Consider the following 17,079-nt stretch of genomic DNA (forward strand, 5'->3'; position numbering starts at 1 on the left):
ATCAACCTTTCAACGCGCCGGCGGTGAGGCCGGAAACGATGCGGCGCTGGAAGATCAGCACCAGAATCACCAGTGGCACGGTCACCAGCACCGACGCCGCCATCAACAGGCCCCAGGGCAATTCGTGGGAGCTGCCACCCGAAATCAGGGCGATGGCGACCGGGACCGTTCGCTGGGCGTCTGTCAGGGTGAAGGTCAGGGCAAACAGGAACTCGTTCCACGCGGCAATAAATGCCAGCAGGCCGGTCGTGACCAGGGCGGGCCACAGCAGCGGCAACAGCACGCGGGTCAGCGTGACCCAGGGCGATGCGCCATCCATGATTGCCGCTTCTTCCAGTTCATGCGGCAGTTGCCCCATGAACGTGGTCAGCACCCAGACGGTGAAGGGCAGGGTGAAAATCGTGTAGCTCAGGATCAGCGCCCATGAGGTGTTGTACAGACCCAGTGCGCGGATCACTTCAAACAGCCCCGACAGCACCGCGACCTGAGGAAACATGGAGACCCCGAGCACCATCATCAGTACCGTGCCGCGGCCTCGGAACTTGACCCTGCCCAAGGCATAGGACGCCGTCAGGCCGAGGAACAGCGCCAGCATCACCACACTCAGCGCAACCACCAGCGAGTTGGCGATGGCCTGCAGGAATGAAGCCTGGCTGAGGACCGCTGCGTAATTGGAGAAGTCGGCTTCGGTGATCCAGTAGCTCACTTCAAACAAGGCGCTGGACGGTTTCAGCGAGGTCAGGACGGCGTAATAGAAAGGGAAGATCGCGTACAGCAGCACGACCCCGACCAGGCCCCAGAAGGCCAGGCGCAGCAGCGCTTTCTTCAGCGGGCGCAGGTTCATGAGCGCACCTCCAGCTGGCGACGTCCGAGGTACAGATAAAGCATGGCAATCACGGCCACGACCAGAAACAGCAGGGTGGAGGCGGCGCTGCCGTACCCGACGTCCTGGAACTCCACCAGGTGCTGGCGGGCATAGACCGACATGCTCATGGTGCTCGAAGAGTTGGAGGTCAGGACGTAGATGACGTCGAAGACCCGCAACGAGTCGAGGATGCGAAAGATTGCGGCGACCAACAACGCGGGCATCAGCAACGGCAATGTGACACGCCAGAACACCCGCACCGGATGAATGCCATCGACCCTGGCGGCTTCGTAGCAATCGCTTGGCAGCATCTGCAGTGCCGCGAGCATCAGCAGGGTGACAAAGGGCACGGTCTTCCAGACATCGACGATGATTACTGCCCACATCGACAGATCCGCATCTGCCGTCCAGGCCAGTGGCGCGTCAATCAGGCCCAGGCTCAGCATCATGTGGTTGATAATGCCGAACTGGTCATTGAGCATCCACGACCAGATCTTCGCCGAGACGATGGTCGGAATCGCCCAAGGGATCAGAATCAACGCACGCACCAGCGCGCGGCCGGTGAACTTGACGTTCAACAGCAACGCCACCATCAGTCCGAGGACCATTTCCAGCCCGACCGACACCACGGTGAAATGCAGGGTGTTACGCACCGCGTTCCACCATTGCGGATCGACCAGCACGCCAGACCAGATGACGCCGTCGTAGAGCAGATAATTGCTCAGGCCCACGAATGAGCCACTGCCGGTATCCGACAGATCGGCGTCGGTCAGGCTGAACCAGAATGTGCGCAGCAATGGCCAGGCCGCCACCAGCACCAGGCACACCAGCATCGGCGTCAGAAACAGCCAGGCGGCGCGTAGCCTGCGACGTTGTACAGGCGTTTCCCGGGTGACGAGTTCGTCGTCTCCGGGGTAGTCGGTAGAAGAGACAGGCATGTTGATTTCCTTACGTGTGGCTTACCAGTTCCGGCGTTTGATGCGGGTCAGTTCGCGTTCCAGTTCGACCAGTGCCTGATCGACCGGAATATCGCCCGCCAGCACGCTATGCACCCGATCGAAGAAGGCGTTGGAGACGCGTGGGTAGCCGTTGGCCGTGATGGCGGCGGGGCGCATGACCCCATTGCTGAGGATGCTGTGCAACTGGGGGTAGTAAGGCATCGCCGCGAGCAACTCGGGGTCGGCATACAGCGACTCGATGACCGGGTTGTAGGCACCTGCCAGGGCACGCTGTTTTTGCTGTTGGGCGCTGGTCAGGTAGGCAACCAGTTCTGCCGCCAGCTTGGGGTTGCGGCTGTAGCGCGAAACCGCCAGCCCCCAGCCTCCGAGCGTTGAAGCATGGGTGCCGTTCGCGCCGCCGCTGGGGAGGGGCGCTACGCCAACCTTGTCTTTTATCGCGCTGTCCTTGCTTTGCACCAAGGCCCACACGTAAGGCCAGTTGCGCATGAACAGCGCATTTCCCGACTGGAACACGCCACGGCCTTCTTCCTCGGTGTAATTGAGGACGCCGGGCGGGGAGATGTCGCCGACCCAGCTCTTGGCCAGGGTCAGCGCGACTCGTGAGGCCTGGCTGTTGACCACGATGTCTCCGCGCGGGTTGACCAGTCCGCCGTCCGGCTGGCTGCTGATCCATTCCAGGGCGTTGCATGTCAGGCCTTCATAAGCGCGCCCCTGGAACACATAGCCCCACATCGTGGCGTTCCCGGCATCGCGCTCGGCTTTTTGCACTTTTTTGGCGGTAGCGGTCATGTCTTCCCAGGTCTGGGGGACCGGCTGTTGGTACTTGTCGAGCAGATCCTTGCGGTAATACAGCAGCCCCGAGTCGGTAAACCAGGGCATCGACACCAGCCGGCCGTCGACGGTGGCGTTGTCCACCTGTGCCTGGAAATAGCCTTGTGTTGCATTTGCCGGAAGCAGTTCGCGCAGGTCCGTCAGGTGTTTGGCGAGCATCCCCGGCCACACCATGTCGATTTGAATGATATCGATGTCGGTGGACTGGGCACTGAGGATCTGCTGGTAGAACGACAGGCGCTCGGTCGCAGAGTTAGGCGTGGAAACCACCTGGACGTTGTTGCCGGTCTGTTTTGACCAGCTATCGACTGCCTCCTTGCACAGTTGCAACTCAGCACCGACGGCCCCACACGAGATCGTCAGATTGGCGGCGTTCGACAGCGCAGGAAACCCTGCAGACAGGGTGAGCAGCGCGGCGGGAAGAAGAGATTTCAGCTGTTTCATAGAGCCCTCTTTATTTTTGTTTTTATAAAAGTTAACGTTAACATCGTCAATGTAGCAGCGTATTTTCGATGTGGCACCCTTTTTTCTTCGATTTGCACAATTTTGTGTTGAGGGAAAAAGGCCCGGCCAACGTCACGAAAACAATAAAAACAAAACAGGAAGTCCACATGCAGAACGCATCAAGATGGCTACTCGCAGGGGTACTCGGCACCTCGACAACCGTCTCTCAGGCCGCGACTCTGGAAGAACGGATGGCCGCTTTTGAAGCCCGTGCCAGCGCTGCGGAAAAACGTGCAGCCGCAGCCGAACAGCAAACCCAGGCGCTCGCCAGGGAACTGCAGCAACTCAAACTCGCCACCCCCGCTGCGCAGCCTGCCGCGCCTATTTCCGCGCCGACTGTGGCAGCCAGTCCACAGCCCGCTCTGGATGATCGCGTAGCAAAACTCGAAGCCCGCCAGCAAAGCATGGAGAAGCCAGGCGGTGTCGGACACCTCACCGACGGGTTCAGCTTCAAGGGCTATGCTCGCTCCGGCCTGTTGATCAACGACGGATTGGGCGGCGGTCGCGGCGGGCCTTATACAACACCCGCGGGTTCAGTCGGTGGGGCGGTCGGACGGCTGGGTAACGAAGACGACACCTACATGCGCTTCGATCTGTCGAAAGAGATCTACGCGCAGAACGGCACGCGCTCCAAGTTCACGGTCTCCATCGCCGATGGCGTTGAAAGCTATAACGACTGGACACCCACCGAAAGCAGCCTGAACGTGCGTCAGGTATTTACCGAACTCGACCACATCGCCGCCTTCAAGGGTAATTCAGTGTTCGAGAACTCCACCCTGTGGGCCGGTAAGCGCTTCGACAGGGATAATTTCGATATCCACTGGCTGGACTCGGACGTGGTCTTTCTGGCCGGGACCGGTGGCGGTATCTACGATGTGCAGATGACCAGGGACTGGCGCTCGAACTACTCCCTGATCGGACGTAACTACGGAGATTTCAGTGAGGGCGGCGTCGATGCCGATGTGGAAAGCTACATCCTGACCTCCAACCAATTCTTCGACAATGGTCAGTGGCAGTGGATGTTCAACGCTATTGGCGCAAGGAAAAACGACGTCGGTACGCGCACCAATCAAGCCGGTTTTGCACCCGCAGATTCAGGCCTGCACACCATGTTGGCCAATCACCAGAAGGACTTTTTCGGCCGCGAAGGCTTCTTCAAGACGGCGTTGCTCTATGGGCAGGGCCTGGGTGCACAGGTCAAGGACATCGGCGCCGATGGCGAACTGCTCGACGACGCCCGCGCGGTGCGTCTGGCCATGTATGGCGAGACGCCTATCGCGCCGGGATGGCGCATCGGCCCGAGCCTGCTGGCCGAGCAGAGCAAAGACCGCTATGTCAAAGGCGACGATTACCGCTGGCTCACGCTGAACATGCGCTTGGCCAACGAGATCAACAGCAACTTCGAGATGGCCTACGAGCTGAGTTGGCAAACCATGGACCTCGACCCCAAAGGCTACCTGCAACGCAATGCCGTCGACGGTAACTTCTGGAAGTTTACGGTGGCGCCGACCTTCAAGCCGGACATGGGTGACCTGCTCACACGTCCCGAACTGCGAGTGTTCGCAAGCCTCATGAACTGGTCTTCGGACCTGGACCGCTACAGCACGACCGGCAACTTCGGCAAAAGCGACTTCAATTCCGGTGGTGTTTGGCAGTTCGGTATCCAGATGGAGACCTGGTTCTAGACTCTGTACGAAAAGTGGCTGCGCTCGGTGATGCTTCGTTAAAAACAGGCTCGGATGCGAGTCCAATCGGAATGCTCATTTACAACACGTAGACTCCGCTTCCTCGCCTGTTTTTGCCTCGCCTGACCTTCGCTCGCCGACTTTTCGTACAGAGCCTAGGCATCGTATTCAAAGCCCGGCGCCGTGTGCCGGGCTTTGAATCGGTCTACTGCTACCCAATGAGTATTGGGACAGTCCGTCCTACTGACCAGCTACGCCCTTCATCACCTGCACCCTGAGCACCTTGTTGGCAGCGGTAATGTACGCCCAGCTTGCCTGCTCGCTGGAGCAGAATGTCAGGTTGCTGGTATCGGCCGCCGCGACCAGCAGTTTGCCCAGTGGCTTGCCTGCTGCGGAAAATACCTGAATACCTTCCTTGCTGCTGCTCCACAGGTTGCCAAGCGCGTCGACTTTGATCCCGTCCGGGATGCCGGGCTCGATGTCAGCGAACACTTTGCCGTTGATCAAGCGACCGTCGCGCACCTGATAGACCATGATGCGATGTGCCAGCTTCTTGTTGGTGAAGTCGTGGGCCATTTGTGAGTCGGCCACATAAAGCAGCTGTTGATCCGGCGAGAAGGCCAGGCCATTGGGCGCGTGGACTTCGGGTGTGTCGAGACGGGTGATCTGCCCGGTGTCGGGTACGTAACGATAGATGAACTCACCGCCTTGCTCCGGCTTGCCGCCATAGCCTTCGCTTTTGCTCAGCACACCGAAAGTGGGATCGGAAAACCAGAGAGCGCCGCTTTTATCTGCCACGACATCGTTCGGGCTGTTCAGCCGTTTGCCCTGGTAGGTGTCGACCACTGTACGCCACTCACCATTGGACTCCTGCCGCACGATGCCACGCTTGCCATGCGAGGCCGCCACCACACGGCCCTGGCCGTCGAGCGTATGCCCGTTTTGAAAGTCGGCCTTTTCCAGCCAGGTGGACACGCCATCCTTTGCCTGCCAGCTGCTGACCTTGTTGGCCTTGATGTCACTCCAGATCAAACGGCCATCGGCCAGGCACAGCGGGCCTTCTGCCCACTTCGCCTGATCGGTCAGCAGCTCGACGCGGGCCTGGGGGGCAACCAGTTGACTGAAGGCTGGATCGATAACCACTTGCCGAACAGGGGCGACGGCGTCGGTTGCGCCTGCTGAACCTGCGGCCAGGAGCGCACCGCCCAATAACCATGAGGAGGGGCGCAGAAAGTGTTTTTTACGGGTCGGTTTCATATGTTCAGGTCCGTAGGCGATCAGTAGGCACAGCTGCCATTGGTACGTTTGTCAGCCGCACCCGGTTTAAGTTTGATGATCAGTTGAACATTGGGTTGATCACCCACGGTGCGTGTCAGGTGGCCTACACGCTCGTCATCCGGACGCGGCCGGGACCGGGTATCGGCATTGAACTGCATCTCTCCCGGTCCTTGCACCAGCACACTGCCATCGGTGGTTTCCACCGACCATTGCCCCTGCAGGGTGATCACCCATTGTGGCCCCGGCGCGTGGTGCCAGTTGCCGACGTATCCCACTGGCAGCACCGCGTAGGCGATGCTTTCAATATCGTCAGGGGAGACGCCGACCCATTGCGGCGCGGCTGGCGGGGCATAGCTTTTGAACTCCAGGCCTTCCAGGCGGCAGTGGCCCACATGCGTGGCACCTTTTTCGTCAGCCCACAGCGTGGCATATGAAACAGGCGGTTGCAGTTGACCGTTGCTGTGAGTCATTTGCGTAGACTCGTTCGGCACCGATTGCACGTCGGCATTGGCACTCGCCATGCCCGCGCAGGCGGCGCAGGCCAGAGCCAGGGTGTATAGAGATTTCATCGGGTCACTCCGTTTACAGGGAAATTCCAGGTGCCGGTCGCAAGGCAGCGCGCTACTCAGACCGATTGGCTGTGAGGCAGCCAGCGCTGCTGCAAATCCCGCCGTATGACTTCGATCACCCACATCCACAGCAAGTGCCCGAACGTTTCCGATAACAACTCCGAGGCAGGCAACTCCCACAGCGGCGGTGCCCAATGGAACGCCGGCAGGATGACGCCGTGAAAACCCAGGGTCACCAACAGGCCGAAACCCAGACCCTGCCACAGGGCGGCGCGCGGATACCGGAGTACAAGCAGGCAATAGAACATGGCGAAGAAGATGGAAAAGCCATGGTGGACCAGGGCACTGCCGTAATTCACCACATGCTCTGAATACACATAAGTCAGTTGCTGAGCGTTGATGCCCAGCGAATCAAGCATCTCCACAGGCGGGACCGGGCGGTCCGGCGTGCGAGGCGGGAAGGGGATCTCTGTACCCCATTTGATGAAACTGGAAACATTGCCCCCGACAAAGCCGGCCAGTGCGGCGACACCATACGCTCGCGTGTTCAAATCAGCGCCCCTTCTTCATAGACCAGGCTGTGAGCGATCTCGCCCCTAGCCGTTGAACCATGAAGTATGTGCAACGCTCATTTATTTGTAACATACTAATTTGATAGCTCATTGATACTAAAAAAATATCAGATGATTGATTTGAAATTGATGCGTCAGTACGTGGTGGTCGCTGAAACCTTGAATTTTCGCAAGGCCGCGCAGCGCTTGAACATGTCACAGCCGCCCCTGAGCGTTGCGATTCGTCGTCTGGAAGAATGCTTGGGTGTGCAGTTGTTGCAGCGCAGTACGCGCTCCACGCAACTGACCGGCGCGGGCGTGGTGTTTCTGGCCGAGGCTCGGCAGACACTGCTGCAGGCCGAACGGGCCTGTGAAATGGCACGTCGCTCTGCGGCAGGCATGCTCGGCACGATTCGCCTGGGCTTTGTCGACAGCGTGGTCGATGGTTTGCTGCCGGCGCTGCTGCGTCGCTATCAGGCAGCCAACCCGAACGTCGACATTCAACTGCAGGAGGCCACCCCTCCCGAGCAGCTTGAAGGCCTGCGCAATGAGCGGCTGGACGTCGGCATTCTGGTATTGCCGGTCATCGACCCGGGCACTATTCATATCGAGCCGCTGTTCGAGGACCGCATGGTCGCGGTGCTGCCGCAGGACCATCCCTTGGCCGAGCAGACGTCCATCGGTCTTGCGGAGCTGGCAGACCAACCGTGGATTCTGTTCGCCCCGCATCATGGCCCGGGCATGCACTCGCACATTCTGCTGGCCTGCGCCAGTGCAGGCTTTACCCCTCGGGTCGTGCAACAGCCTCGCCAGATGCAGACCACGGCCGCGCTGGTCGCCGGAGGAATGGGCGTGGCGCTCATGCCGCAGCGCTATGCCCGACGTCAGCCTGGGCGGCTGGCGTGTCGGGAGATAACTGGGCCAGGCACACCTGTTGCCTATGTGCTGGCGCTGGCGTATCGCGAGCTGTCTCCGTGTGCGCAGTCTTTGCGCGAAGTGGTCATGGAGCTGGTTCAGTCGCCGGCGTTCAGGCTGTCGTCCGCTGAGTCATGACGCCGTCGCCTCAACTCGGGCCGGAACCCGCAACTCGCCCCTCCCGGCAGGTGCCGGTTCAAATGCACTGAACGCCTTGCAACGGCCTGACTCCAAATCTTGCCCCGGCGCTCAAACAATGCAGCACGTCGATGGGTGTTCGAATCCTCTGCCAATCAAGGAATTCCCATGACCGATCCACGTAACGTTGCCCACGACAAAAAAGTCCAGCAAGAGAAAAAGAACCACGGCGAAGAAATCGCGCCGAATGCCGAGCATGCGCCTCAGCCAGGTATGAAGCCGGCACTCAAGCACGATGATGACGAGCAGGAAGAGCAGGCGTAAGCCAGTGACCTGATCGTGACTTTTGGCGGTGCTGACTGATGTCAGCACCGCCAGGTCGCGCATTCGATGCCATCACTTCAGGCACCCAGCCCGATGTGATCGGTAAAGATGTTCAGGATGTCGCCATGAAACTCTGCGCAGGTAAGTTTTAGCGCTGATTCCTCACTTGAACGGTATGACCGATATCTCTCCGTTCCTTTCAATGATCGCGTACCTGATGTCCTTCATCTCCACGATCCCTTGCGTGGTTCGTGCGGCCTCCATCACATCGGATTCGCTGATGCGCGCTTCTCTCATTCGTTTGGTCAGTGGCTTGCCGTCTTCCACGATGACCGTGGGGCCGCCATCCAGAAATTTGGCCAGCCGCCTCGATCGGCGTTTGGCCAGGGAAAAGCCGACGTCTATGGCGATAAGGGTGGAGATGATCAGTATCGCGTTGGTCACCGAAAAATCATCGCCCAGCAGCGCTTGCTGAGTGGCCTCGCCGATGATCAGCAACAAGACGAAATCGAAGGTAGTGAGGTCGGTAAGGGAGCGGCGTCCGGCAACACGAAACAAGACCATCAAGACAAAATAAATCGCTGCTGCTCTGAGCACGGCATCCATAAATCGCTTTCTCTCTACGGGTAGATAAACCTGGGCATCGGCAGCGTTTCGCCACCCAGCATATGCATTTGCCCTCGGTACAGTCCCACCCCGTTACTGCGAACAGTCAGGTACAAAGTGGCTAAACCGTCCTTGTCAGCCTGCATCGGAATGACCAGATCACGGCCTTCGCTGTGAAGGGGAGCGGGCTGGGGGTTGAGGTTCTCGATCGATACGCCTTCGAGCAGTCCACTGCCGACGACCAGATAACGCAGTTCGGAGGGGGCGCCTCTGGACGTGACAATCATATCGTCCTGACTGCCGTTGCGGCTGAAACGCTCGTAGCTCACCTGCAGTTTGCCATCTGCCGTTCGAGGCTCGACCTGGCTCAATGGCCCTTTGGAAAACAAACCGGCAAGGGTCAGCACTATCAGTACAATCAGGCCTGCCCAGCCGATGCGCTCAAAGCGCCAGACTCGACGCTGCTGCGCCATATCTTCCTGGACGGGATATGACCGGCTGCGGAACTCATGGTCGTCCGCTTCATCACCGCGTAGTGCCATTAACGTGCTGTCCATTAGGGAAATTTTCTAGGCACCTTATTACGCGTTCAACCCGTCCGCTGTCCAGAACGGTTTACATCCTTGTCATGGCTATGCACGTTCCAGGTGAGTGGCTGCCTTGCGCAGCCGGTTTGAATGTGAGCCAAACGAGTGCCGACGAGGAGGGCTATGAAGGGCTGGTGAGAGTATCTTGCGTCAGTCGTTCATCGGCGCGTGCATGACTGTCCAGTCTTCGATCAATCCGGCATACAGTTCGACGCATTGCTGAAGTTTGTCGACTTCACAATACTCATCGACCTTGTGCGCCATGCCGGGCTCTCCCGGGCCGAGAATAAGGGTGGGCGGATAGCCGATGGCGGGGAGCAGCACGGCAGCATCGGTAAAGTAGGGCACCGCCTTTTCCTCCAGGGGGGCGTCATGCAAGGCCTGACAGCGTGCAAAAACCTGTTGCACCCACGGCTCGTCGGGGCTGGCACAAATACCAGGCAGATCAATCAGGGTGCTCAGTTCCGCGCCGCTGCCCAGATGGGCCGCCAGTCGTCCGCGAATCTCGTCGTGGTCCAGATTCGGTGCAGTGCGCAGGTCCAGGGTGAACGCTGCGTAGTCCGGTACCGAGTTGATGTTCAGGCCGCCGCTGATAGTGCCGACGTTCAGCGTCGGCTTGCGCATGAGCGGATGCGCAGGGCCTACTTCAAAGGTCTGCGCGCGGCCAATGTGTTCGGCGGCCAGATAGATAGCGTTCACGCCTTCTTCCGGCATGGCGCCGTGGGCCGTCAGGCCATGGCTGGCGCAGCGCAGCCATAGCGCGCCTTTGTGTCCGAGTATAGGGTAGTTGGCCGTCGGCTCTCCGATCAGCAGTGCGCCCAGTTCGCCCAGCAAATGGGGCGCGTCACTGCACAGGGCCTTGGCGCCGTCACAGCCGGTTTCCTCTCCGCCGGTGAGTATCAGCCGAACGCCGGGCCCGCGCCGAATGGAATCACGGCTGCGCTGGCAGGCCACGATGAAGGCGGCAATGCCCGCTTTCATGTCGCTGGACCCTCGCCCGTACAGCCGGCCATCGACGATCTCACCGGCAAACGGCGAGTGACTCCAGGTGGCACTGCCGAGCGGCACGGTATCCAGGTGGCCGGTGAACCCCAGCGGTTTGCCGGGGCCGTCGCCCTCAAGCCAGGCGACCAGATTGAAACGGCGCTCACCGAAACGCTGCAGCTCGCAGACAAATCCGTGGCGGGTCAGCTGCTCGGCAAGAAAAGCCGCACACGCTTCTTCATCGCCCGGCGGGTTGAGGGTCTGGAACGCCAGCAGGGCTCGGGTCAGGGCTATAGGGTCATCGAGCATCGGAGCCTCCGGTCAGGTACGGCGGGTCAGCCAGTCGAGGCTGTTGATCCAGAAGCGGCGATAGCCTTCCCAGTCGAGAAAAGCTTCCGGCAGCCAGTGTTCGGAAAGGTCGCTGGTCCACGCCAGAGTGCGTCCGGCACCGACCTCGCGCGCGGCAAGCAACGGGTGCCGAGAGCCTTCGACGGTGGCCAGCAATTGAGCTTCGGGATGCAATTCAACTTCGTTGTAGCCAAGCAGGTAAGGCCATTCGCCGCCCAGGCCTCGCAGTATCGGGTGATCGCTGTGGATCTGCGGCAGAAAGCCTTCCGGCACTTCGACACGGTCGTCGTAAGGCAGGCAGCGTACGGGCAAGACTTCCTCGACAGGCGTTCCGCGGTAGCGCGCGCCGCCGTTGATGCCTTGAAAGCTGAAGTAGCCGCCGACCATCATCAATGCACCGCCCTGCAAGACGTATTCGCGAAGGGCTTTGAGGCGGTTGGGCGTGCGCTTGCCACGCAGCCAGGTGTCGGGGTGCAGCAGCAGGGTATTGGCACCGATGTCGGAGAGGATCACCGCCTGATACTGACTGAGTGCTTCAACCGTGGCCGGAAAGTCGGTCTGGGCCTGATCGGCGCACATCTGCGTGATCTGATAGTCGCTGTCTGCCATCGCCGCGAGCAAGCGCCGCGCGCCATTGTGCGCAGTGACGCTGTCGAACTGATCGAAGCCTTTGATGTGGGTTGACGTGCTGACCCATGATTCGCCAGCCAGCAATACGGACTGTTTCATGACGTTGCATTCCTCTGCGATGAAAAAGGAGCCTGGAAGCCGCGCTGGAAGACCCGGCGCGGGTTGTCGATCAAAAGGTTTTCGAGTTGTTCGCCGGTAACGCCATGACGGCGCAGGCGCGGGACAAAGTGTTTCAGCAGGTAGCCATAACCATGACCGCCATAGCGAGTCAGCATGGTTTTCAGAAAGACGTCCTGAGACAACAGCACCTGCGAGCCGAAGCCGTGCTCGATCAGGGCGACGATGGCCCGTGCGTTTTCCTCATCGCTGGGCGACTGCGCGTGCTCGTCGGCGAAGTAGTAACCCATGCCGATCATGTCGTATTCCAGAAACGCGCCGCGTGCCGCCAGCGCATGCTGATAGGCGGGGTCGCTATGGCTCGGGTTCATGTGGCACAGCACCGTGTGGCGCAGGTCGGCGCCTTCTGCCTCAACGATGTCCAGTACCCGGTGGCCGAGGCGCTCCCAGCCTGGCAAGTGCACTGAAAGCGGCACGCCGGTCGCGGCACTTGCACGGGCTGCGGCGCGCAGTGATTTCTCTTCGTCAGCCGTGAACGCGGCGGAAACACCAATCTCGCCGATCAGGCCGGCAATCACCTCGGGCTTCTCTTCACCACCACCCACGTCATGAATGATCTGCTCCGCCAGCTGTTCCACCGAGCGTTCATGCACGTAATGCGGGTGCGAGGGTTCCAGATAGAAACCGGCACCCATGATGATATTCAGGCCGGTCAGACGGGAAATTCGCTGCAAGGCCTGCGGGTCGCGGCCGATGCCCAGATTGGTCGGATCAACCACCGTTTCCCCGCCCAGCGCCCGGTACTTCAGCAGCTCCTCACAGGCCAGATCGACATCGAACAACTGACAGTTGTCGCGGCTGACCAACGGGTTCATGTGCAGTTCGCCAAGCAGCTCAATGCTCACCGGGCGCTCGGCCAGGTGTCGCTCGCCGCAGCAACTGGGTGCCACCCACTTGCCCGAAGCGTCGAGCAGAATGTGTTCGTGCATCAGGGTGACGCCAAGGCGCTCGACCGGCACCGGCCCCAGCACCGTCATGGCATGGCCGCTGTCGACCCCGAGGGGCAGGGGTGAAGGATGACGAAACAGGCTCATGCTCCAGCCCTCCCGAGTGGACGGCCGGTACGTAGAATGCGTGTGTTCAGCCAGATCGCCAGCAGTACGATCAGGCCCGTGGCGATTTGCGTGTAAAACGGTGAGACGTGGGCCAGAATCAGCCCGTTCTTGATCGCGGCCATGGTCAGTACCCCTAACAGTGTGCCGACAATCGTGCCGAAGCCACCGAACAGGCTGGTACTGCCGAGGACCACGGCAGCAATCACTTCCAGTTCGAAACCTTCGCCCTGATTCGAGGAACCACTGCCCAGCCTGGCGGTGACGATCATGCCGGCCAGCGCGGCCGCCATGCCACTGAGCATGTAGACCCGCAGCAGCACACCGCGATGATTCACCCCGGCGCGGCGCACGCTTTCAGCGTTGGCACCGATGCCCGTGAGGTAGCGGCCAAAACGCATTTTGCCGAGCACCAGCACCCCGCCCAGCGTGACCAGCAAGGCCAGCCAGGCGGTCAGCGGCACGCCGAGAAACCAGCCGCGACCGAGGGCCAGAAACGCCGCTTCTTCGCGTGGGACGGGGATCGAATAGCCTTGCGTCAGCAGCATCGCCAGGCCACGAATAATGGTCAGGGTGGCGAGGGTGACGATAAAGGCCGGGATGCCCGCGTAGGCGATGAAGTAGCCGTTCAGCGCCCCGATCATCGCGCCGACCGCAAGCCCGCCGAGCAGAACCAGCGGCCAGGGCAGGTGCCAGGCATTGAGCGCCATGGCCGCCAGCGCACCGACCAGCGCCAGGGTCGAGCCGACCGACAGGTCGATGCCGCCGGTGGTGACCACCAGCGTCATCGCCACCGCGACAATCAATAACGGCGCGTTTTGCCGGATAACGTTGAGCAGGTTGGCACCGCTTAAAAAGTTATCGGTCACCAGTGCGAACAGCACAAAGCACAGGGCGAAAAACAGGCCGATGCTGACCACGCCGGGAAAATCATGCAGCAGGCGCTTGAACAGCGACTGCGGCAGAATGCGTTGGCGCGTGAGATCGAGCGTTTTCATGGCGTCATATCCTTTCAGGCGCTAGCGGAGCGGGCAGTGAATTTGTGCCCGACGATGAGTTCGACGACCTCGTTGAGGTCGGTGTCGGCGATCCGTCGCTCGGCCAGATTGGCGCCGTCATACATCACCATGAGGCGGTCGCAGACCAGAAACAGGTCCTGCAACCGGTGGGTGATCAGAATCACGCTGACGCCCTGGCGGCTGATGGTACGAATCAACTCCAGCACCGCTTCGACTTCGGCTACCGCGAGGGCCGCGGTGGGCTCGTCCATGATCAGAACCTTAGGCCCGAAGGCGGCCGCGCGGGCAATCGCAACGGCCTGGCGCTGGCCGCCGGAAAGGTGTCGTACCTGCGCGCGGGTATCCGGAATGGTTATGCCCAATGCTTCAAGAATCTGCCGTGCTTCACGGTGCATGCGCGTCTCATCGAGCAACGGCACGCCGAGCACGCGGCGCATCGGTTCGCGGCCCATGAAGAGGTTTCCGGCCACATCGACGGTGTCACACAGCGACAGGTCCTGATACACCATCTGGATATGGCAGCGCTGCGCATCTGCCGGGCCGTTGAAACTGACTTCCTCGCCATCGATGGCGATTCGTCCGCTGGTCGGTATCACGGCACCTGACAGAATCTTGGTCAGCGTGGATTTGCCCGCGCCGTTGTCGCCCACCAGCCCCAGCACTTCACCGGGCTGCAACAGCAGATCGACACCGCGTAACGAGGCTATCGAGCCGTAGTGTTTGGTGATGGCACTCATCTGTACCCGAGGCACTTCGCCAGGCGTCTGCATGCTGAGCCCCTTATTTGAATTCGGCGCGATAGGCTGCCAGGTTGGCTTTGGTCACCAGCGTGACGGGAATGCTCTGTTCGCGAGCCACGGTCTTTCCGGACAACAGCGCCAGCGCCGACTCCACCGCCGTCTTGCCCATGGCCTGGGTATTCTGTTGCACCACCACCGCGACAGAGCCGTCATCCAGACCCTGCACTGCCTGAGAGGACAGGTCCCACCCGAAAATCCTGACCCGCTCGCCCGCACCTTGCGACACGCTCGCGGCAACCGAGCCAATCAGGGCGGGTTCGCCAGTGGCATAAATGATCTGCAGATCAGGGTTGGCGGTCAGCAGGTTTTCCGCCGCAGCCTGGGCGGTGTCCTGCACATTGTTACCGTCGACGGTATTGACGATCTTCGCCTGGCTGGCGGTCTTCGCCAGACCCTCGCGGAAGCCGTCCAGACGCAGATTCTGCACATAAGAGCCGAGGGCTCCGACCACGCCGATGCTGGCTTTGCCCGCCAGTTCGCGGTTGATGTATTCGCCGGTGTACTGGCCCATCTGTCGGGCTGCCTCGCGGTTATCCACGCCGACCTGCACGGCATTGTCGCCATTGATCACAGCATCGATTGCCACCACCGGGATTCCCGCCTGCGCGGCTGCGGTGACTGCCGGCTTGATACCGTTGACGTCGATGGCGCAGAGCAGAATGGCGTCGACTTTGTCCTGAATATAGGCCTCGATGGCGTCGTTCTGGGCTGACGGATTGTCGTTGGCGTTGAACACCACCAGCTCTGCTCCGGCAGCTTTCGCCGCCGCCTGTGCGCCTTGGGTAATCTGGGTGAAATACAGCGCCTGTTGGTTGACCTGTACCAGAGCCAGACGTTTGCCGGTCTGGGCCTGAATGATGGGTGACAACGCCAAGGCCAAAACAACGCCGAGGGTCAGGGTGAAACGCTTGCTCAAACGCAGCATTGCCATCCTCCTAGCCTGATCGCCGGTGTGGCAAATCAGATCGGTAAACCGGTTTACCATTTGTCTCAAAAAAAAGACAAATGAGTTTTGTCTTCAGGTTTGAAAACTAGAGAAAGCAGATTGTGTGCCATTTTTTCCGCAATGCCTGCCAGTGACCGTACAGCCTTGATGCGCCACAGTTTTCCGCAATCATCGGCTTTTCAGGAGGCAAACGGCAGTGCACTGATTTAAGGCCGGGTGTTACTTGTTGCCCCGCAATCAGTCACTGCGCTTTGCTACCGTGCCCCGACAGACCAGCTCTACGGGTACGCGCACGATGTCCTGCGCACAGTCGCCGCCCGTCATCCTCTGCAGCAGTTGCGCCACGCCGAGACGGCCAAGCTCTCTGGAGGATTGGCGGATGGTACACAGCGGCGGGGTCAGCAGGCTGGCGTACACGGCGTCGTCGAAACCCACCAGCGACATGGCGCCGGGCACGCTGATAGTGCGCTCACGCAGGACATCGAGCACGCCCAGGGCGATGAAGTCACTGGCGGCGAAAATCGCCCCCGGAGGGTCGGGCAGGGTGAGTAGCTGTGCGGTCGCGATACGCCCGAACTCACGGCTGTAATCCCCAAAGCACAGGTATTCCGGCACCTCTGCGATGCCCGCCAGCGCGAGCGCTTCCCGGTAGCCGGCATAGCGCTCGCGGGCACTCATCAAGGCCGACGGCCCGGACACATGAGCGATGCGTCGATGGCCATGGCGGATCAGGTAGTCCGTCGCCAGGCGACCGCCCTGATGATTGTCGGCGAAGACTTTGGGCTGCGAGGTGCCGGGAACGTCTTCGTCGAGCAGAATGATATTGCGGTAGCTCATCAGCTGACTGGCCAGCGTGCCGTCATCCGGGCGGTTGCTGACCAGTAGCAAGCCATCGACGTTACGTGAATCCAGCCAACGCACAAACGTGCTTTCGCGCTCAAGCAGGTTGCGGGTGACACACAGCACCAGGTTATAACCGTGTGCGGACGCCTCTTCCTCGGCCGCGTCTGCCAGCTCGGCGAAAAACGGGTTGGCGATGTCCGGCAGCACCAGGCCGATGGTCTCACTGCCGCCTTTGCTCAGGCGCCGGGCCAGACTGTTGCCCCGGTAGTCCAGCGCCTTGATCGCCATGTCGATACGTTGCGCGGTTTCCGGCGGCAGGCTGATGCTTCGGTTCAGATAGCGCGACACCGCAGCCTTGGAAAGACCTGCATGGTTGGCAACATCCTTGAGCGTTACGGGTCTGGTCATGGCGGTCGGCTTTGTGGCCTGAAAAACGAAGTATTGAAATGAGGTGCCGGTATCTTCTCA

At 60.4% G+C, this 17,079-nt stretch carries 18 protein-coding genes; 3 read left to right on the plus strand and 15 right to left on the minus strand.

The annotated features are described in order from the left end of the window. Position 1: 1 nt before the first annotated feature. Genes KUIN1_RS04165 through KUIN1_RS04175 form a run of 3 tightly spaced genes read right to left on the minus strand, consistent with a single transcriptional unit; the run spans position 2 to position 3,099 of the window. Positions 2 to 844, minus strand: a complete 843-nt coding sequence (locus KUIN1_RS04165) for a carbohydrate ABC transporter permease (protein WP_003403358.1) — start codon at positions 842 to 844, stop codon at positions 2 to 4. Further along, on the minus strand, positions 841 to 1,803 hold the full coding sequence (locus KUIN1_RS04170; protein ID WP_024659753.1) for a carbohydrate ABC transporter permease: 963 nt from the start codon (positions 1,801 to 1,803) through the stop codon (positions 841 to 843). Before KUIN1_RS04170 ends, KUIN1_RS04165 begins: the two co-directional genes overlap by 4 nt. A gap of 21 nt (positions 1,804 to 1,824) precedes the next feature. Beyond that, positions 1,825 to 3,099, minus strand: a complete 1,275-nt coding sequence (locus KUIN1_RS04175) for an ABC transporter substrate-binding protein (protein ID WP_003403356.1) — start codon at positions 3,097 to 3,099, stop codon at positions 1,825 to 1,827. Between the two features lie 167 nt (positions 3,100 to 3,266). Between KUIN1_RS04175 and KUIN1_RS04180 the strand changes: the two genes are divergently transcribed. After that, entirely contained in the window at positions 3,267 to 4,844 is a 1,578-nt protein-coding gene (locus KUIN1_RS04180) for a carbohydrate porin (RefSeq protein WP_116886771.1), read from the plus strand. Between the two features lie 240 nt (positions 4,845 to 5,084). On the opposite strand, the gene KUIN1_RS04185 is transcribed toward KUIN1_RS04180, so the two are convergent. From KUIN1_RS04185 to KUIN1_RS04195, 3 genes are read right to left on the minus strand one after another with little or no spacing between them, the layout of a single operon-like run. Continuing rightward, entirely contained in the window at positions 5,085 to 6,101 is a 1,017-nt protein-coding gene (locus tag KUIN1_RS04185) for an SMP-30/gluconolactonase/LRE family protein (RefSeq protein ID WP_096135446.1), read from the minus strand. A 20-nt stretch (positions 6,102 to 6,121) separates the two neighbouring features. Next, complete coding sequence (locus tag KUIN1_RS04190; RefSeq protein WP_011266615.1) at positions 6,122 to 6,691, minus strand: hypothetical protein; 570 nt, start codon at positions 6,689 to 6,691, stop codon at positions 6,122 to 6,124. A 56-nt stretch (positions 6,692 to 6,747) separates the two neighbouring features. Next, positions 6,748 to 7,242 (minus strand): YagU family protein, encoded by a 495-nt coding sequence (locus tag KUIN1_RS04195; RefSeq protein ID WP_003403346.1) that lies wholly within the window; start codon positions 7,240 to 7,242, stop codon positions 6,748 to 6,750. Between the two features lie 132 nt (positions 7,243 to 7,374). Here KUIN1_RS04195 and KUIN1_RS04200 point away from each other — a divergent pair, with 132 nt between their 5' ends. Both KUIN1_RS04200 and KUIN1_RS04205 read left to right on the plus strand, forming a co-directional pair. Next, positions 7,375 to 8,295: a LysR family transcriptional regulator gene (locus KUIN1_RS04200; protein ID WP_060406405.1), complete on the plus strand. Its 921-nt coding sequence runs from the start codon at positions 7,375 to 7,377 to the stop codon at positions 8,293 to 8,295. Positions 8,296 to 8,463: 168 nt separating this feature from the next. Further along, complete coding sequence (locus tag KUIN1_RS04205) at positions 8,464 to 8,619, plus strand: hypothetical protein (protein WP_003317799.1); 156 nt, start codon at positions 8,464 to 8,466, stop codon at positions 8,617 to 8,619. 162 nt (positions 8,620 to 8,781) lie between these two features. Here the strand turns inward: KUIN1_RS04205 and KUIN1_RS04215 are convergent, their stop codons facing one another. From KUIN1_RS04215 to KUIN1_RS04255, 9 genes are all read right to left on the minus strand, one after another. Continuing rightward, positions 8,782 to 9,225 carry a DUF421 domain-containing protein gene (locus KUIN1_RS04215; protein WP_116830253.1) on the minus strand — a complete coding sequence of 148 codons (444 nt, stop codon included), beginning with the start codon at positions 9,223 to 9,225 and terminating at the stop codon, positions 8,782 to 8,784. A gap of 14 nt (positions 9,226 to 9,239) precedes the next feature. Next, positions 9,240 to 9,767 carry a hypothetical protein gene (locus tag KUIN1_RS04220; RefSeq protein ID WP_162885145.1) on the minus strand — a complete coding sequence of 176 codons (528 nt, stop codon included), beginning with the start codon at positions 9,765 to 9,767 and terminating at the stop codon, positions 9,240 to 9,242. Between the two features lie 195 nt (positions 9,768 to 9,962). Beyond that, the gene (locus KUIN1_RS04225; RefSeq protein ID WP_103754422.1) at positions 9,963 to 11,105 is read right to left on the minus strand and encodes a M20 family metallopeptidase; all 1,143 of its coding nucleotides are present in this window, start codon (positions 11,103 to 11,105) and stop codon (positions 9,963 to 9,965) included. 12 nt (positions 11,106 to 11,117) lie between these two features. Beyond that, positions 11,118 to 11,873 carry a glutamine amidotransferase gene (locus KUIN1_RS04230; protein WP_058823180.1) on the minus strand — a complete coding sequence of 252 codons (756 nt, stop codon included), beginning with the start codon at positions 11,871 to 11,873 and terminating at the stop codon, positions 11,118 to 11,120. Continuing rightward, positions 11,870 to 12,985, minus strand: a complete 1,116-nt coding sequence (locus KUIN1_RS04235) for a phosphotriesterase family protein (RefSeq protein ID WP_003414790.1) — start codon at positions 12,983 to 12,985, stop codon at positions 11,870 to 11,872. Before KUIN1_RS04235 ends, KUIN1_RS04230 begins: the two co-directional genes overlap by 4 nt. After that, positions 12,982 to 14,001: an ABC transporter permease gene (locus KUIN1_RS04240; RefSeq protein ID WP_003371220.1), complete on the minus strand. Its 1,020-nt coding sequence runs from the start codon at positions 13,999 to 14,001 to the stop codon at positions 12,982 to 12,984. Before KUIN1_RS04240 ends, KUIN1_RS04235 begins: the two co-directional genes overlap by 4 nt. A 14-nt stretch (positions 14,002 to 14,015) precedes the next feature. After that, positions 14,016 to 14,792, minus strand: coding sequence for an ATP-binding cassette domain-containing protein (locus KUIN1_RS04245; protein ID WP_024638556.1), 777 nt, complete (start codon positions 14,790 to 14,792; stop codon positions 14,016 to 14,018). A 10-nt stretch (positions 14,793 to 14,802) separates the two neighbouring features. Next, the gene (locus KUIN1_RS04250) at positions 14,803 to 15,747 is read right to left on the minus strand and encodes a substrate-binding domain-containing protein (RefSeq protein ID WP_152091844.1); all 945 of its coding nucleotides are present in this window, start codon (positions 15,745 to 15,747) and stop codon (positions 14,803 to 14,805) included. 258 nt (positions 15,748 to 16,005) lie between these two features. Next, a complete protein-coding gene (locus KUIN1_RS04255; RefSeq protein WP_152091845.1) occupies positions 16,006 to 17,019 on the minus strand; it encodes a LacI family DNA-binding transcriptional regulator in 1,014 nt (337 codons plus the stop codon). Between the last annotated feature and the right edge of the window lie 60 nt (positions 17,020 to 17,079).

Origin of the sequence: Pseudomonas sp. KUIN-1 (assembly GCF_009176725.1) — a bacterium.
GTDB classification, from domain to species: domain Bacteria; phylum Pseudomonadota; class Gammaproteobacteria; order Pseudomonadales; family Pseudomonadaceae; genus Aquipseudomonas; species Aquipseudomonas fragariae.

Coding starts and splice junctions, on each gene's coding strand:
- KUIN1_RS04255 (WP_152091845.1), bottom strand. CDS start 17,019: ATGACCAGACCCGTAACGCTCAAGGATGTTGCCAACCATGCAGGTCTT.
- KUIN1_RS04220 (WP_162885145.1), bottom strand. CDS start 9,767: ATGGCACTACGCGGTGATGAAGCGGACGACCATGAGTTCCGCAGCCGG.
- KUIN1_RS04180 (WP_116886771.1), top strand. CDS start 3,267: ATGCAGAACGCATCAAGATGGCTACTCGCAGGGGTACTCGGCACCTCG.
- KUIN1_RS04200 (WP_060406405.1), top strand. CDS start 7,375: ATGATTGATTTGAAATTGATGCGTCAGTACGTGGTGGTCGCTGAAACC.
- KUIN1_RS04230 (WP_058823180.1), bottom strand. CDS start 11,873: ATGAAACAGTCCGTATTGCTGGCTGGCGAATCATGGGTCAGCACGTCA.
- KUIN1_RS04185 (WP_096135446.1), bottom strand. CDS start 6,101: ATGAAACCGACCCGTAAAAAACACTTTCTGCGCCCCTCCTCATGGTTA.
- KUIN1_RS04225 (WP_103754422.1), bottom strand. CDS start 11,105: ATGCTCGATGACCCTATAGCCCTGACCCGAGCCCTGCTGGCGTTCCAG.
- KUIN1_RS04215 (WP_116830253.1), bottom strand. CDS start 9,225: ATGGATGCCGTGCTCAGAGCAGCAGCGATTTATTTTGTCTTGATGGTC.
- KUIN1_RS04165 (WP_003403358.1), bottom strand. CDS start 844: ATGAACCTGCGCCCGCTGAAGAAAGCGCTGCTGCGCCTGGCCTTCTGG.
- KUIN1_RS04245 (WP_024638556.1), bottom strand. CDS start 14,792: ATGCAGACGCCTGGCGAAGTGCCTCGGGTACAGATGAGTGCCATCACC.
- KUIN1_RS04240 (WP_003371220.1), bottom strand. CDS start 14,001: ATGAAAACGCTCGATCTCACGCGCCAACGCATTCTGCCGCAGTCGCTG.
- KUIN1_RS04190 (WP_011266615.1), bottom strand. CDS start 6,691: ATGAAATCTCTATACACCCTGGCTCTGGCCTGCGCCGCCTGCGCGGGC.
- KUIN1_RS04175 (WP_003403356.1), bottom strand. CDS start 3,099: ATGAAACAGCTGAAATCTCTTCTTCCCGCCGCGCTGCTCACCCTGTCT.
- KUIN1_RS04205 (WP_003317799.1), top strand. CDS start 8,464: ATGACCGATCCACGTAACGTTGCCCACGACAAAAAAGTCCAGCAAGAG.
- KUIN1_RS04235 (WP_003414790.1), bottom strand. CDS start 12,985: ATGAGCCTGTTTCGTCATCCTTCACCCCTGCCCCTCGGGGTCGACAGC.
- KUIN1_RS04250 (WP_152091844.1), bottom strand. CDS start 15,747: ATGCTGCGTTTGAGCAAGCGTTTCACCCTGACCCTCGGCGTTGTTTTG.
- KUIN1_RS04170 (WP_024659753.1), bottom strand. CDS start 1,803: ATGCCTGTCTCTTCTACCGACTACCCCGGAGACGACGAACTCGTCACC.